The 15,620-nt window shown below is 41.7% G+C and carries 14 protein-coding genes and 1 pseudogene; 6 read left to right on the plus strand and 9 right to left on the minus strand.

The window, feature by feature from the left end:
- Positions 1-1,170 carry an MFS transporter gene (locus AC4CVD_RS09995; RefSeq protein WP_236770008.1) on the plus strand — a complete coding sequence of 390 codons (1,170 nt, stop codon included), beginning with the start codon at positions 1-3 and terminating at the stop codon, positions 1,168-1,170.
- Positions 1,171-1,229: 59 nt separating this feature from the next.
- On the opposite strand, the gene AC4CVD_RS10000 is transcribed toward AC4CVD_RS09995, so the two are convergent.
- The 3 genes from AC4CVD_RS10000 to AC4CVD_RS10010 all read right to left on the minus strand — a co-directional run bounded on the left by AC4CVD_RS10000 (position 1,230) and on the right by AC4CVD_RS10010 (position 5,039).
- A complete protein-coding gene (locus AC4CVD_RS10000; RefSeq protein ID WP_114837394.1) occupies positions 1,230-2,327 on the minus strand; it encodes a YheT family hydrolase in 1,098 nt (365 codons plus the stop codon).
- 81 nt (positions 2,328-2,408) lie between these two features.
- A complete protein-coding gene (locus tag AC4CVD_RS10005; protein ID WP_490753030.1) occupies positions 2,409-2,822 on the minus strand; it encodes a nuclear transport factor 2 family protein in 414 nt (137 codons plus the stop codon).
- A 192-nt stretch (positions 2,823-3,014) separates the two neighbouring features.
- Positions 3,015-5,039 (minus strand): NADPH-dependent 2,4-dienoyl-CoA reductase, encoded by a 2,025-nt coding sequence (locus AC4CVD_RS10010; RefSeq protein ID WP_490753031.1) that lies wholly within the window; start codon positions 5,037-5,039, stop codon positions 3,015-3,017.
- A gap of 169 nt (positions 5,040-5,208) precedes the next feature.
- Here AC4CVD_RS10010 and AC4CVD_RS10015 point away from each other — a divergent pair, with 169 nt between their 5' ends.
- Both AC4CVD_RS10015 and AC4CVD_RS10020 read left to right on the plus strand, forming a co-directional pair.
- Positions 5,209-5,748: a PadR family transcriptional regulator gene (locus tag AC4CVD_RS10015; RefSeq protein WP_130235140.1), complete on the plus strand. Its 540-nt coding sequence runs from the start codon at positions 5,209-5,211 to the stop codon at positions 5,746-5,748.
- Between the two features lie 22 nt (positions 5,749-5,770).
- Positions 5,771-6,682 (plus strand): alpha/beta fold hydrolase, encoded by a 912-nt coding sequence (locus tag AC4CVD_RS10020; RefSeq protein WP_490753032.1) that lies wholly within the window; start codon positions 5,771-5,773, stop codon positions 6,680-6,682.
- 156 nt (positions 6,683-6,838) lie between these two features.
- Here the strand turns inward: AC4CVD_RS10020 and AC4CVD_RS10025 are convergent, their stop codons facing one another.
- Genes AC4CVD_RS10025 through AC4CVD_RS10035 form a run of 3 tightly spaced genes read right to left on the minus strand, consistent with a single transcriptional unit; the run spans position 6,839 to position 8,854 of the window.
- Positions 6,839-7,618 (minus strand): glutathione S-transferase N-terminal domain-containing protein, encoded by a 780-nt coding sequence (locus tag AC4CVD_RS10025; protein WP_490753033.1) that lies wholly within the window; start codon positions 7,616-7,618, stop codon positions 6,839-6,841.
- Between the two features lie 49 nt (positions 7,619-7,667).
- The gene (gene rraA / locus AC4CVD_RS10030; RefSeq protein WP_279734431.1) at positions 7,668-8,180 is read right to left on the minus strand and encodes a ribonuclease E activity regulator RraA; all 513 of its coding nucleotides are present in this window, start codon (positions 8,178-8,180) and stop codon (positions 7,668-7,670) included.
- 8 nt (positions 8,181-8,188) lie between these two features.
- On the minus strand, positions 8,189-8,854 hold the full coding sequence (locus AC4CVD_RS10035) for a Rossmann-fold NAD(P)-binding domain-containing protein (protein WP_490753034.1): 666 nt from the start codon (positions 8,852-8,854) through the stop codon (positions 8,189-8,191).
- Between the two features lie 213 nt (positions 8,855-9,067).
- Here AC4CVD_RS10035 and rpsT point away from each other — a divergent pair, with 213 nt between their 5' ends.
- Complete coding sequence (gene rpsT / locus AC4CVD_RS10040; RefSeq protein WP_004696602.1) at positions 9,068-9,334, plus strand: 30S ribosomal protein S20; 267 nt, start codon at positions 9,068-9,070, stop codon at positions 9,332-9,334.
- Between the two features lie 231 nt (positions 9,335-9,565).
- Here the strand turns inward: rpsT and AC4CVD_RS10045 are convergent, their stop codons facing one another.
- Positions 9,566-12,184 carry a M66 family metalloprotease gene (locus tag AC4CVD_RS10045; protein ID WP_490753512.1) on the minus strand — a complete coding sequence of 873 codons (2,619 nt, stop codon included), beginning with the start codon at positions 12,182-12,184 and terminating at the stop codon, positions 9,566-9,568.
- Positions 12,185-12,362: 178 nt separating this feature from the next.
- On the opposite strand from AC4CVD_RS10045, the pseudogene AC4CVD_RS10050 reads away from it, so the two are divergent.
- Positions 12,363-13,128, plus strand: a pseudogene (locus tag AC4CVD_RS10050) (IS5-like element ISAba31 family transposase).
- Between the two features lie 13 nt (positions 13,129-13,141).
- Here the strand turns inward: AC4CVD_RS10050 and AC4CVD_RS10055 are convergent.
- Entirely contained in the window at positions 13,142-14,092 is a 951-nt protein-coding gene (locus AC4CVD_RS10055; RefSeq protein WP_031952559.1) for an IS481 family transposase, read from the minus strand.
- Positions 14,093-14,278: 186 nt separating this feature from the next.
- Between AC4CVD_RS10055 and AC4CVD_RS10060 the strand changes: the two genes are divergently transcribed.
- Positions 14,279-14,719: a hypothetical protein gene (locus AC4CVD_RS10060; protein WP_490753035.1), complete on the plus strand. Its 441-nt coding sequence runs from the start codon at positions 14,279-14,281 to the stop codon at positions 14,717-14,719.
- Between the two features lie 138 nt (positions 14,720-14,857).
- Here AC4CVD_RS10060 and AC4CVD_RS10065 read toward each other — a convergent pair whose 3' ends face one another.
- Positions 14,858-15,589 (minus strand): histidine phosphatase family protein, encoded by a 732-nt coding sequence (locus AC4CVD_RS10065; protein ID WP_078388778.1) that lies wholly within the window; start codon positions 15,587-15,589, stop codon positions 14,858-14,860.
- Positions 15,590-15,620: the final 31 nt, after the last annotated feature.

The raw sequence follows: 15,620 nt of genomic DNA on the forward strand, positions 1-15,620 counted from the left end.
ATGAAAATTAATTTTCCACTTTTGGCACTTGCAGTGGGTGCTTTTGCCATTGGAACCACCGAGTTTTCACCCATGGGCTTTTTGCCTGAAATTGCCAACGATTTGTCCGTTTCAATTCCACAAGCCGGACTGCTGATTAGTGCCTATGCAGTAGGTGTCATGATTGGGGCTCCGCTCATGACCTTATGGCTGGCACGCTTTCCTAAGAAAACCGCTTTAATCCTATTGATGGCTATTTTCACTATTGGGAATGTGTTTGCGACCGTTGCACCTGATTATATGAGCTTAATGGGTGCACGTTTAATTACCAGTTTAAACCATGGTGCATTCTTTGGCTTAGGTTCGGTGGTGGCAGCCAGTGTTGTGCCTAAAGATAAACAAGCCAGTGCAGTCGCCATGATGTTTATGGGCCTCACCATTGCCAATATTGGCGGTGTGCCACTTGCAACGTGGCTCAGTCAAAATACCAGTTGGCGCATGGCTTTTGCTGCGATTTCAATCTTAGGCGTTATGACCATATTGGCACTATGGAAAGCACTCCCACAAGATCACGATGTGGTTAAACCGAATGTAGCAAAAGAATTACGTGTTTTAACACGTGCGCCTGTCGTCCTTGCTTTATTAACCACGGTCATGAGCGCGGGCGCAATGTTTGCGTTATATACCTACATTGCTCCGAGCCTACATGTATTTATGCAGGCATCACCGCAAACCATCACCTTGATGTTGGTGTTAATCGGGATCGGTTTCTCTATTGGTAACCATTTTGGCGGAAAGTTTGCCGATCTATCCCTAGAGAAAACCCTGATAGGCTTCCTTGTACTTTTGATGGTGATGATGCTTGTTTTCCCAGTATTAGCGCAAACAACCGTTGGTGCAGCGATTGGCTTAGTGATTTGGGGTACGGCAGCATTTGCGGTAGTACCACCACTGCAAATGCGCGTCATGTCAGTTGCAGCAGATGCGCCTGGTCTCGCCTCTTCAGTTAACATTGGCGCGTTTAACTTAGGCAATGCCTTAGGTGCCTTTGCAGGTGCAACCGTATTAAGTATGCAACTCAGCTATGCAGCGGTTTCATATGCAGGTGCCGCACTCAGCTTTATGGCCTTGATCTTGGTCTTACTGCAAATGAAGTTCGGTCTTAGCAAGAAAGCCTGTGAAGCCGTTTAAGCCTTTACACTGCTGAACCAATTAAAAAAAGACCTACACAGCTGTAGGTCTTTTTATATTTAGTGTTTTTGTTGTTCCAGTTTCAAAAAGTCCGCAATCAGCTTGGTTGCCCAAGACTCGGTATTGAGCGCCCCTTCATAGAAGCCACAATGGCTACCTTTTTTGGTGGTCACTACTGCAATATTCGGCATTTGACGGATCATGTCTTTATACGGTTCAAAATTTTTAATGTGACAGACGGGATCATCCTCTGCATTTAAAATCAGCAATGGAATGGTGACATTTTTAAATACATAGATTGGGTTTGTGGCTTGGTTATAACTGTCATAGTCCACAAAACCCGCCATTTCATAATAACTCGACTCAAACTCAGCCAAGGTTTTGGTCATTAAGACTTGGGACACAGACGCTGTTTGTTGCCACGTTTGCTGGTAGGGAAAAATAAATTTCTTAAATAGCTTTTTAGTCATGACCTTACTATAAAAGGGATGTACATTTACAAAACCCAACTCAGTGTTATAGCCCGGACACAGGGCAAAAGCCGCTTTAAAAGGGGTTTGACTCCCTTCTTCGCCTAAGTAACGCACCAAAAGCCCCGTTCCTGCAGAAGAGCCAACCGCATACAACGTTGAACTTGGAAATGTGCTTTGAATAAAGGCAATTTGCTCACGTAAATCATCGGTTGAACCGAAAAGATTCATTTTGGGTACAGGCATTGGAAGGTCTGCATGTCCACGGCGTAAGCACAGTGCAACGCGCCAACCCGTATAACGATTTAAGTCACGCACCACTTCACGCATACTTTCAGGAGAGCCCGTAATCGTATGCATAACCACAACCGTTGGCGTCGCTTCAGGCAAGTCATAACCGAACCACATAATGCCAGTGACCCCACCGTCTTGCATCTCTAATTGATCAAAATGATCGTATTCCAATTGAATCCGACGCTTTCGAATCACATCAAAATACAAAAGATGGGCATGCGTGTTGGATAACCACGGTGTTGGTCGGTACTTTTCTTGAAGCTGTGTAAGCGCCCCAACAGTCTCTTGAATTTGCCCTTTCGGGTTAATATAGAGCTTCGGTTGTTCCGCACCAGTCACTCGATCCCACGCCGTTTGGCTTAATTGGTTTAGCAAACTGAACACAGCATTCATATCAGCACCTTCTTTTTTCCTATCTTTCTTGGTGATGCATCAATTTTCGTGCCTAACTATAAATAACAAGTCACACGTTTATCATCCAGCTTGAGGTGCAAAAGCTGCCATTCGCTGTCCCATTTGTACAGCTAAGGCCTCTAGCCCCGATTTAGGACGGATCATCACTTCAAAATCTACAATTTGACCTTGCTCATTAAAACGAATCATGTCAATCCCTTTGAGCTTTTTTTCGCCGACATTGGCAGAAAACTCAAGGACGACACTTAAACCATCTTCTGTAAAAAATTCACGGTGGTAAGTAAAGTTTTCAAAAACCTGAATCACATTACTTAAAATAAAAAAAACCACTTGCTTACCCGGATAAGGGTTAAATGCCACCGGTGAACGGAAAACAACATCTTCTGCTAAAAGCTCATTTAAGATGCTCATATCACGAATCATGACCATATCATGCCAGCGTACCAAGGCTTGTTTTGTTGTTGCTAAACTCATTCTTATGTCCTTATGAAAGTGAATCCACTCAAATCTGCAATAAAGGTACCTTCTCTTACACCACACACGTTTCATGGAAAAGGCAACACGAGGGAAAAGGATAATATTTTAGAAAATACCTCTCCCAAACCCTCTCCGTATAGGAGAGGGAGCTTTATTACAAAATTTAATCGGATAAATTATTGTTATTGATTAAATGGTCGCAGCCAATTCCGCACCTTGACGAATCGCACGCTTCGCATCCAACTCACCTGCTTCTTTCGCACCACCAATCAAATGCACATTTTTACCATCGGCTTTTAACTGATCATACATTGCAGTATAAGACTCTTGTCCTGCACAGATAATCACGTGATCAACCTCTAAAACCGTTGGCTGATCATTCACTGTAATATGGAGACCTTGATCATCAATTTTGTCGTAGCTTGCACCTGCAATCATTTTTACATCGCGATGTTTTAGCCCTGTGCGGTGAATCCAACCCGTGGTTTTACCTAAGCTTGCACCGACTGCCTTCGCTTTACGCTGTAGAAGGTAAATTTCACGATCCGATTGCTCCAAGACTGGCTGTTTTAAGCCACCGACATGCGCATAGCTAGTGTCGATTCCCCACTCATCATAGAATTTTTGTGGGTTTAAACTACCGCTTTCACCTTCATGGCTTAAGTATTCTGCTGTATCGAAGCCAATACCACCCGCACCAATAATCGCGACTTTTTTACCGACAGGCTTACGCTCACGTAGAACTTCGATATAGCTCAACACTTTCGGGTGATCAATCCCTTCTATAGTCAACTCACGTGGAGTAACACCTGTTGCAACCACGATGTCATCATAGTTTTCAGCACTCAGTTCCTCATAAGTTGCTGTATGATTCAGCACCAATTTAATATTCGGTTGTAATTCAATTTTACGTTTGAAATAACGCAGTGTTTCGTAAAACTCTTCTTTACCAGGAATAGTCTTCGCAATATTAAACTGACCGCCAATCTGACTGGCTGTATCAAAAACAGTCACCTGATGTCCACGGTCAGCGGCATAAGTCGCAAAACTTAAACCTGCAGGCCCAGCACCAATCACCGCAATATTTTTCTTAACTGCACTTTCTTTAAAAATCAGTTCAGTTTCATAGCATGCACGCGGGTTGACTAAACACGTCGCAATTTGCATGGAGAAAATTTGATCTAAACAGGCTTGGTTACAACCAATACAGGTATTGATTTCATCACTACGACCTTGTTCTGCTTTGAGTACAAACTCAGCGTCTGCAAGCATTGGGCGTGCCATCGACACCATATCCGCATCACCCTGAGCCAAAACATGTTCAGCCATTTCAGGGGTATTAATACGGTTAGACGTCACTAAAGGAATCTGAACCGAACCTTTTAGCTTCTTGGTCACCCATGTAAATGCCGCACGTGGCACTTTGGTTGCAATCGTTGGAATACGTGCTTCATGCCAACCAATACCTGTATTGATAATGGTTGCACCCGCCTTTTCAATTTCTTTGGCAAGCTGAATCACTTCTTCTAAAGTCGAACCACCTTCAACCAAATCCAACATTGAAAGACGATAAATAATAATAAAGTTTTCACCAACTTCTGCACGGGTGCGTTTTACGATCTCAATCGGAAAACGAATACGATTTTCATAGCTTCCACCCCATTCATCATCACGATGGTTGGTACGTGCCGCAATGAATTCATTGATTAAGTAGCCTTCTGAACCCATGATTTCAACGCCATCATAGCCAGCAACTTGTGACAATTTTGCACAATTGGCAAAATCAGCAATAGTCTGATTTACTTCAGCAGAAGTAAGAGCATGGGGTTTTACAGGGTTAATCGGTGCTTGAATTGCAGAAGGTGCAACGTTTTCAGCCTGATACGAATAACGACCTGTATGTAAAATCTGTAATGCGATTTTACCACCCGCATCATGTACGGCTTGTGTGATGACTTTATGCTTTTCCGCTTCTTCTAAAGTATCTAACTTAGAACCACCGTGAAAAGTCACACCATGATCATTCGGTGAAATACCACCTGTTACAATGAGTCCTACACCGCCAGCGGCACGCTCTGCATAAAATGCCGCCATGCGATCATAACCACCTTCAACTTCTTCAAGTCCAACGTGCATAGATCCCATTAATACGCGGTTTTTTAATGTGGTAAAGCCTAAATCTAAAGGCGCAAGTAAATGCGGATAATTAGACATGTGTACTCCTTGGCGTGCTTTCGCTGGCTGGTATTTTAAATACAAGGTTAGATCAAATTATTTAATGCAACAAGTTGCATAATGTTTATCTTTATAATCGAGATTTGTTTTTTATGCAACATGTTGCATAATGACTCTACGTCCATTTTATTTGCGAAATATTACCGAAATGTCATTAGCTCATGTTTTATTGACCAGTTTGATTGAAAAACCAAGCACAGGTATTGAGTTAGCGCGTCGTTTTGACCGTTCAATGGGCTTCTTTTGGAATGCAACACATCAACAAATATATAGAGAACTCAGCGCGATGCAGAGCAAAGGCTGGATTTCAACGATAGAAGATGATGGTGCAACCTCGCGTAAAAAAACCTATCAAGCAGAACAGCTCGGACGTACAGAACTTGCCGACTGGCTGGTAAAACAAAGCCCACCTGCCCAGCTCCGCGAAGAACTGATGGTGAGACTGCGTGTTGAGGCCCAACTTGGCGGCAACACGGTTTTGCCTGAACTAGAACGACATCTCATCCTACACAAAGAAAAACTACAAATTTACCAAAGCATTTTTGCCAAAGATTTTGGCCATGCAGAAGAAAATGATCGTACCTTATATATTCATAAGATGATTTTACAAATTGGAATTAATTTAGAAAGTGGTTGGATTGAGTGGCTAGAGACCATGATTCCAGCTCTTAAAAACTTCGAAAAATAATAAACAACGCAAAGGATTGACCATGCCACATTACCTGATGCCAGATGGCGAAAAACTCTATGTTCGAGAATTTGGACAAGGCACACCAGTACTGGTCTTATCTGGCTTAGGGATGCAAAGTTGGCAATGGCTACCTTTTTTATATCAACACCGTAAAAAGTACCGTTTTTACATTCCTGACTGGCGAGGTTTTGGTGGTTCAGCGCAGTGCAAAATTCCCACACTGGATGCGATTTCCAGCCACTGGCAAGATTTAAACTGCTTTCTAAAACAATATGCTGATACAGCATTCCATGTGATTGCCTATTCTATGGGCGCCACGACAGCCATGCATGGCATGCAATATGGTCGTTTTCAAAACCATATCCGCAGCTATTTACACATCGACCAAACACCCAAGATTAGCGTTGATGCAGACTGGCCACATGGTTTATTTGCTGAAAAGCATGCTGACTTCAAAGCCATCCTACAAAACATTACAGACCTATTGGCTCAAAATGCGCAGTATCGTTTGGTTTCAGACTTAACAGCGTCTACGCGCACAGAACTGGTTAAGCAATGGTTGGCTTTTATTCAACTACAAGCCACACCCTCTCGAACTGCGGCCTTATTTCAAAAAGCATTTCAACAGCCACACTTGCAAAAATTCATGCTCCCAATCCAGCGTTTAGACTATATGGCTTGGTATATTCAAAATTATCTTGATCATCAAGAAGACTATCGCAGTGCCCTCCGTCAGCTTGACCGACCAGCTACATTTTTTATTGGTGAAGAATCAAAACTTTATCCTGCTCAAGGACAAAAGCTGATTGCCTCAAGCGTACCGCATGCCAAAACGGTGATCTTTAAAAAATCTGGGCATACGCCTTTATTGAGTGAACCGCGCAAATTTTCCCAAGAAATTACACGTTTCCTCAACACCACGGATGTTTGAATGTGTGTCGTATTATCAATCAAATAATGAATATTTTTATAACAACTGAAGATAAATACACTCAATCATTCCATTGTAATGACAAAAAACAGATCAACCCGATAAAAAATCAATGCTTAGGAATTAAAAAAGGCATCTCTAAGAGATGCCTTTTTCTTATGCTGCATAGGTCTGCTTGAGATAAGCAACAATATCTGCCGATTCAAACAAAGCCGTTTCAGTGTTTGGATCAACCAAATATGGCACTTGAATATCACGCCCCATCACCTGCATGACTTGCTCACGCTTTCCACCTGCCAAAGGTACATATTTGCCCGGCTTTAAACGCAGTACTGCTGGGCCTTGATCTTGCCAACGTTCTTTAGGCACATTATGAAACTTAAAAGGCAGCTCCAACTCGGTAAGTAAACCACGGACAATCCGAGTATAAGGACTGGCTTCAAATCCCCAAAGTTGTAACAGCTGTTCTGGCACTACGCGATCTTTAATACTCTTATTGACCCACACTCCACTCGCACCATTTACCAATGTCCCGACATAAGCAACATAAGGTGTTTTAGGATAATGTGCATACTTTTTCGGTGTTTTACCACTGCGGCCATACTGTTCAAACAAGTAGTGAATAATATCTTCAGACTCGTATAGCTTAGTGTCTGTATTTTCATCGAGTAAAAAAGGAAATTGGGTTTTCCCACCCAACTGTTTCACCAAAGGACGATATTTAGTTCCACCCTTAGGACATGGATACACTTCATAATCCAAGTTCAACAAAGTCAGTACTTCACGCACACGACGACAATATGGCGAGCCTTCAAACTCATAGAGCTTTAAAGGTTGTTCAGGTTGTTTAGGATGCGGCGTTCCAGTTACACCACGCCCACCTTGCGCAAGCCCCGAAAAAAGAGCCTGAATCACTTTAATTTGATGCTTCACCATATTACACGTCCATATCTTTTGTTTATGTTGTTATGAGTCTGGTTGCTACTTATGCATCGACCAGTTTTTCTTTTGCAATGACAATACCGTTATTATCCGCATAGAGATAATGACCTGATTGAATGGTGACACCACCAAAATGCAGGCTGATATCAACTTCTCCTACACCCTTACGATTACTTTTTTGTGGAATGGCGGCTAAAGCATGCACACCTAAATCTAGTTCAGCAATCGCATCTACATCGCGGACACAGCCATAAATCACCACACCATTCCAGTGATTTTTGACTGCTGACTCTGCAATTAAGTCTCCCATCAAGGCACAGCGCATCGAAGCGCCACCATCCACAACCAATACTTTACCCGTACCATCTGTTGCTAACAGCTCTTTCACCCGAGAGTTATCTTCAAAGCATTTAACCGTCACCACCTGACCACCAAAGGTTTTACGTGCACCATAGCTCCTAAAGAACTTACCATCCATCGATGGGCTGACCACTTGTAAATCAAGTTCAGGATGATCATCCAATAAATCGCATGTCACAAATGCTGTCGTCACCACACTTCCCCTCATTTTGTCTTTTGTATGCGTAAATTATCATATATTTCAAATTTCTCGGTCTGCGTTTGGGCAGCCTCGACCATAGTATGAGCCACTTGTTCTGCTGTCACTGGCTTATATTTAAAATGCTTTGGTATAAAATGCGATAGTTTGATATAAGCCTTTTGGAAAATATCTTCCAACATGCGACCTTCATTACGCTGTCCGATCAGTAAGGATGGCTGCAGAATACTAACCTTATATAAATCGAGTCCTCGAATAGTCTCTTCAAGCTCACCTTTGACGCGATTATAGAAAATTTTTGAATTGGCTTGCGCCCCCAAGGCACTGATCAACACATAATGGGTTTTGATCAAAACAAACAATTCAGCAAAATGTGCATTCACCACATAGTCGATGGCATAAAACTGCTCTTTTGAGCCAGCTTTCTTTAAAGTCGTCCCCAAACAACTAAAAGCATGACTATAGCCCTGAACATCTTCATGGTTGAGTAATAAAAAATCATCCAGCTCCAGTTGCTGAACTTTGTCATAGTGATCGAGCTGCACATTATGCTTTCTGACCACAGCCAAAATTTTGCTACAACTTGGCAGTTGTTGTAATTGTTGAATCAGGTTTAAGCCCACCAAACCCGTCGCTCCAATCACAATGGCTTGTTCTATATTTTGTGTCATTTTTATACAAACTCCCATGCAGATGGCTAATCTTACCTTTTCTTTAGAATTTTTATGTATCTTAAATATAGTCAAAGCATGTCAAGACTTGACTTCACTGCGTATATTAATCAAAATATGCCACTTGTTTACGGGCTGGTGATTGTTCTTCTGATGTGGTTTTCAGTTTGAATTTCAGCCCGCCCAGACCAATCTATTTCAAGGAGTGCACGAGTGGCAAACTCTGCTCAAGCTAAAAAACGTGCTCGTCAAAACGTTAAAGCACGCAAACACAACGCAAGCTTACGTTCTATGGTTCGTACTTACATCAAACGTACAGTAGCTGCTATCGCTGCTGGTGATTACGCAGTTGCTTCTGAAGCATACAAAACTGCTGTACCAGTAATCGACCGTATGGCTGATAAAGGCATCATCCATAAGAACAAAGCTGCTCGTCATAAGAGCCGTTTAAATGCACAAGTTAAAGCTTTAGCTAACTAATTTATGCATTAAAAAAAGCCCTTTTTAAAGGGCTTTTTTTGTATCTATTTTTTGAACTTTCTAACGCCTATACCTTTTCTAATACATCTGCTACCTAAAAATACAGCTTAAAACCTAAATAGAATCCAGCAGCCTTCTCTCGCACCCACGAGAACATCTACTTACAAAAAAAGCCCCCTTTTAGGGAGCTCGTTTCATTTCATGTTAACCATTTGCCAGATGAGCAGTGGTTTAATTCAAAGATTGAGTTTTCAGGTTTTTCACTAAAATACCAATGTTTCTTGATGTTGCCCCAGCTAGAATCAAGCTTGTATTTTGGTTCAGCATTGTCCATCGTTGATTATTATTTCCAGAGCAACTATATCGAATTGCAATTTGACGGTTATTTACCAAATTACCCGAGTTTAGATCTAAGCACTGTCCTGATTGTTTAATAGCAGACGTCGTGGCATCCATTGACCACACTTGTGCTGCATTATTCGCCACACAGTCAGTCAAGGTGACTTTAGCACTTCCCCCATTACCCGTTAAACACTGCCCCATAGCCGCTTTGCTATGGATACGTCCTAAACTGTCATAAACCCACTGCTCAGTATCATCAGCAGCACAAGCCGACGGGCCACTAATGTAAACATCCATTTTTTTGTTCGCAGTTAACTCCGTTTTTAAACAGTTTTTGTTATTTTTTAACAAAGTACTTTGTGCAAGTGGGTCATCTTGTTGTAAACCTAGCTGTTTGATAAAAGCATTGAGTGCATCAATCGCAGCAGGTACATCTTTGGCCAAATCATCATAATAAACATTTACCCAACGATTTAAACGCATCCACCTAGTTTCTTGCTCTTCATAACGCTCAAGTACCTGCTGTGCAACCAAACTCATCTCATTTTTATATGACTTATAAGCCAGATAAAGCATTGAACCATTTGATGACAAAACAATAAGATTGTTCGCCGCTTGATTCAGTAGCTCTTGCTCAAGGAGAGGCAACTCTACATCGCGTAAGGCTTTATAACCCTGTGCTTTACCAATCTTAACTGCAGGTGTAATAGCCTTAGTATATTGGGGAATCACTGTAGTCGATAATAATTTGGCAGCAGCATTGGCCTGCTTACAATATAAATCAACTTTTTGAGGATAATCTGCAAGCGCTAAATTGACATGTAATTTATTGGCATTACTACCTAATCGTGTTGGAGCCAGTGCAATATTAGTCACCGTATTTGGATACTGTACATTTAACCAACATGTATCCTGATTTAACGCAGTATTTGCAGCGGGTAAATCATAGACATTACCCCAATTTGAACGTGCTGCAGGATATAGTAGCCCAACCTTTGCAACAGGGTCATAGCCACCCAAAATGGTCACTACAGGCTCACCAAAGACACGTGGGCGTAAATAGTTTTGCTTTGGTTGATACCAAACAGGTGCAGCAGAATCTGGCATAGTAGGCTGAACCACTTCCATCTGCCGTGTGACTTCATTCCATTTTTTATAGCCTGTAGGTGAAGTCTTGTCCCACACATAGCGGTTAAAATGCGGTTGAATTTTTAAATAAGTGCTATAGCCCGTATAGTGGGTATAACGTGAAACTGAGCTTGATGCATAACCACCAGACATTGCATCTCGGCTATGTGGATATAAAGCTAAGAAGTTTGCAATTCCTGTAGAGGCAGCCCATAAATCCTTATTATTCCAAGTCAAATTACCCCGCATCATATTGCGATAGGGAATATAACCCCAACCACTATCCGCATGATGTGAAGTCCAGAACTGGTTATCACCCTCCTGCCCAGGATAATGCCCCAGTCCATAGTGGTGTCCAATTTCATGACTAAACTCGTTGCCAACTGAATCATACAACGTCAGCATGCCGTTACCACCACTTAAACCATGGCTAATTTCGCCATTGGCATATTTTCCACGACTATGGTGTGCAACTACTGTTTGAGTTAATTGAGGCTGATTTTGACTTGCCATCGAAGCACTGGTAATGCCCCAGTTTGCTAGGTTAATGCCCACGCTAAATGTCGACTTACCCACGTTTTCACGCATGTCACCCTCATAAACCCCACCTTGGCTGGCACTTGCAGTATCGTAAATCGTCCCGTCGGCAATCATGACGCGATCCAACTGAATATCATCATATTTTGCAACGGTCATTTCAGCAGCTGGAATCGTTTGAAAGTAATCTGAACCTGCCCGAACAGGATCATTCAGCATATAGTGACCATTGGAAACAGGGGGAGCAGTTAACATGCCGATACGAATATTATTTAAGACCAACTCTCCCGGAGAGGCAAAATCAATTTTATCTTCCGCGATTTGCCCCTGACGTCCAAGAGAATCTTTGAGCTGAATACGCAAACCTGGACGTATTTCATCCCAATTGAGTCGAGCACTCCACGCGCGCTTACTATATTGCACACGCAGACGGTCATCAGTATTAGTTTGATCAGACTGAGGAATGTGTGTTGGATCAGCCAATTCAATAATTCTTAACCATTGGTTATTCATATAGATGTCTGCTCTCAGCATCTCGATTGTTCCCATTGCTTGACTGGGTGTAACCAATAACAATGCCTCTTTTTCCATCGTCAGACGCGGCATTTTTTTACTTTCATTACCATTTGGATCAACCACATGACTCTGACCAAATTGCAACATCGCCTCAAAGCTACCAGTTAAATCATTTCGTATCACACGTGTTTTTGAGTTTGCATCGTAATCAAAATAACCCAATGTATTTCCATCAGCCACATCCTGTGTAGGCTCCGCATATGTTTTCACTACAGGTCTTGTAGAGTTTTCGGTTCCACTCTCTCCACCTCCACACGCAGCAAGCATCAGCGTTACAACACAAACACTTAGCTTGCAATACAAGAACTCATTCACACTTTTCACATCTTCCCCCAAAATAGTCACAAATAAAACTAAAAAATCATTAGGGTGTGTTGACACTTTTAGCTTAAAAAAATAGCGAAGTAGTAAAATCAAATCGCCAAACCCAATTTTACTATTCGCTATGCCTCGTACCATGCTGACAGATCAACACTGGCAAAAGTTGAAAGTTATTCTGCGTAATTTATCCATTCACCACAACTCAAATTTACGCAATTTTATTGAAGCTATTCTCTATAGAATTAGAACAGGCTGTCCGTGGCGAGATATTCCTTGTTGTTTTGGTCATTCAAACTCTATTTTCAAACGTTTTAATCGTTGGTCAAGCAGCGGTAAGTTACTTAGATTATTCAAATTACTAGCCTCATGCCCCGATATGGAGTGGATTTTTATTGATGGCTCTCATGTACGTGCTCATCAACATTCTGCCGGCATAGCGAATCAATCTATTTCTAAAAGTGTAGGAGGAAACTCCTCAAAAATACATTTGATTGTTGATGCACATGGCAATCCTATTGATTTCATGATTACCGATGGAACCACACATGATGTTAAAGTTGCACCTGATTTAATATCAACATTAGATTTAAAAGAGACAAAAGTGGTATGTGCAGATAAAGGCTATGATTCAGAACCACTGCGTGAACAGATCAGGAAAACAGGGACTAAAGCGAATATACCAAAGAAAACAAATAGCCAATCGAACAATGACCATATGGACTGGTATTTATATAAAATCAGGCATTTAGTTGAAAATATGTTTTGTAGATTAAAGCAATTTAGAGGAATAGCTACTCGATATGACAAGCTCAAAAGAAATTATCAAAGTTCTGTTGCTTTAGCCTGTATATTTTTATGGCTACCTTTATAGGGTTAATTATGAACAGTAAATGTCAACAGACCCTAATTGTTTAGTCCCGGCATTTGATGGATCGGATCAATTTTAAAAAGTTCAGGTTCATCTGTCCACTGTTTGCAGATGAATTCGTAGGGAGTCAGGCCCCTGAGTGTTTTGAGTCTGCGGCCGAAGTTGTATGCAGCAATAAAATCAGCAAGGTGAATGCATAGCTGAGTGTGATCGTCGTAATGGAACCGTTTGACAGTAGCTTCTTTAATCGTTCGGTTCATCCTCTCGACCTGTCCATTGGTCCATGGATGCTTAACCTTGGTAAGACGATGTTCAATGCCACATTCAGTACAAACCCGATCAAAGATGTGCTCAGAGGCGTAGCGATCACAGGTGCGGTTCGTGAACTGGATGCCGTTATCTGTTAGCACCGTATGGATTCTATAGGGCACAGCCTTAACCAGATTGCGCATGAACTCCGCGGCTGCCATCTTACTGGCTTTAGTATGCAATTCAGTGAACGCAAACTTGGAAGTGCGATCAATGGCAACGAAGAGATAAAGCTTACCCTGTGCTGTTTGCATCTCAGCGATGTCGATATGAAAGTAACCAATGGGGTAGCTCTTGAAGCGCTTCCTGACAGGGCGATCACCTTGTACCTCAGGCAGTCGTGAAATACCATGCCGCTGTAAGCAGCGGTGTAACGACGAGCGTGTCAGATAAGGAATACTCGGCTGCAATGCATAAAGGCAATCGTCTAGCGGCAACAAAGTGCGTTTTCGAAAAGCAACAATTGCCGCCTCATCTTCAGGCGATAACACGCTTGAGCGAGGATTCTTTGGGCCGGTTGTAAGATCATCTACTGAAGTACGTTTCTTCCATTTTGCGACGGTCTTTTGATTGATGCCGTAACGCTTGGCTAGCGTTCTTAAGCTCTCTTGACTATTTTGTATTGCTCGACGCACTGCCTGTGTCGTTGTGGCGCTGCTGTGTAGAACTTGTCCCATAGTGCTTCCTTCCATTTATCTGAGAATATTGCACCATTAAAATCTGGGACTAAACACCTAATTTTCTTTGTAAGCATGTAACTTATTTTAATTTTTAGATCCAAAATGATTAAAATCCCATAAATAAATTATGGTATTCTGTTTTCTTATAATGAAACCACATAGAATGTTCTACTGGGGAATAGCATGATTAATAAATTTCTTCCAACACTTGAAAAATTCCAACCGACAGAACAACAATATATTGAGTATTTTTATGCCAAAGGTGAAAAAGACATACTCGCCAAAGTCATCTCAAATATGCGTGGAACCGCAGAAATTCAGGCTTCTCAGGGCGTTGATGCGTGGTTAGGCTATGGCGTCTATTTGCCTGCAATTGAACGTATTTTTGCACTACACCAAGGGGAAAGCGAAGCTGAGTTTTATGACCGTACTCAATATCCAGCCGATGTTGTCAATGCATATACTCTTTCGAATCATGAGATTGCCACGTTAATTGCTGCAGATAAATACAATCGCATTCATCAGCACAGCGTAGCAGTGAATACCTCATTATGGCCTTTAAATGATGAAGGCCTGAGTATCGACTTGCTCGATTTTCCCAATCGACTCAAAGCAAAAATTTAAACTTATGTGGTATATCATTCAATAACGGTGACAAATGATCGATCTATAAATCTCGTATATTCTTTTTCTCGTTCAAATGACCGCCTAAATGAATGAACGAGATTTATAGCTGATTTTTTTTATTAATAAAAAAAGCACTTACAGATTTTGAAATTCATGAATATTCAGTTCATTCATTTCCCCACGCCAAATCCATTTCAATTTTGATTCCAAAAACACATCTCCCTCAAACCATACAAAAAGACCTTCCATCATTTTCGGCCAGTCTTCTTTGGTCACAATCGTGCGCCCTGAAATAACCGCCAAAATCGCAGCTAAAATCGTGTCATGACTGACCGCAAGGCTCAGACCATAAGGGTTATTCGGATGTGTGTTATATATGAGTTCCAATACATCTACGACACCATGAATCGGATGCTTCATACCGGGTAAGGCATTATTCACAAAGCTATTAATAAATCCTAAAGCGCCTTGGCGCTGAAAATAAGGCCCAGCTTGCTTAATATCCAAAACAAAACTGCCTGGCTCAACCAATAAACCTTGTTCGATAATTTCAATACGGTGGGTATTCGGCTCAAGGGTTTGTCCATCTGCCCCTTGAATCATTAATGCAGCGGTATCAATACAACGTTGAATTGGGCTAGAAATACAGTGTTGTATCACTCGATCCGTATTATCGATCAGATAGGAACCCCATGCCTGTGCCAAATCTCGCCCTTGATGCGTCAACTGTAAATCATAGCCTGCAAGCCCCTGACCCGTAACAACTTCACGAATGGAATGACGTGTAAACAACGTCACTGGCGTTTTGGCATCTGGCAATAAATCGATTGCCTTCAACATACTAGGCGGGAGTAACTCTAAGGCCATAATCACTAGCAACTCAATAATTCAAAAACAC

This window comes from Acinetobacter sp. LipI_23, from assembly GCF_058243045.1.